General features: G+C 58.2%; 2 pseudogenes. Both read right to left on the reverse strand.

Features of this window, described 5'->3' with window-relative positions:
• Nucleotides 1-360 (reverse strand): annotated as a pseudogene (locus tag KVG88_RS30970) (electron transfer flavoprotein subunit alpha/FixB family protein); the annotation flags it as partial.
• Nucleotides 361-457 (reverse strand): annotated as a pseudogene (locus KVG88_RS30975) (electron transfer flavoprotein subunit beta/FixA family protein); the annotation flags it as partial.

Consider the following 457-nt stretch of genomic DNA (forward strand, 5'->3'; position numbering starts at 1 on the left):
AGCGCTTTCTACCGAGATGATCTCGGAGATCTGGTCAACGTCCAGTGCAGCGGCAACGCGCGGCAGGATGTTTTTGCCGTTGGAGGTAGCGGCAGCCAGGATGTGGCTGTAGCCCTTACCCAGCTCGGCAACCAGAGGAGCAACGTTTTCCGGCAGCTGATGCGCGTAAGCGGCGTTGTCAGCGTTCAGGACTTTGCTCACACCAGCGATTTTCGCCGCGGCTTCAGCCACGGCGCCAGCGCCCTGGCCTGCAACCAGAACGTGGATGTCACCACCGATTTTGGCGGCGGCAGCCACAGTGTTCAGCGTGGCCGGGGCCAGCACTTTGTTGTCGTGTTCAGCAATAACCAAGATAGTCATTTAGATTACCTTCGCTTCGTTTTTCAGTTTCTCGACCAGTTCAGCCACCGACTTGACCTTGATACCCGCGCTGCGTGCAGCCGGCGCTTCGACTTTT

This window comes from Pseudomonas azerbaijanoccidentalis (genome assembly GCF_019145495.1).
Taxonomy (GTDB): Bacteria; Pseudomonadota; Gammaproteobacteria; order Pseudomonadales; family Pseudomonadaceae; genus Aquipseudomonas; species Aquipseudomonas azerbaijanoccidentalis.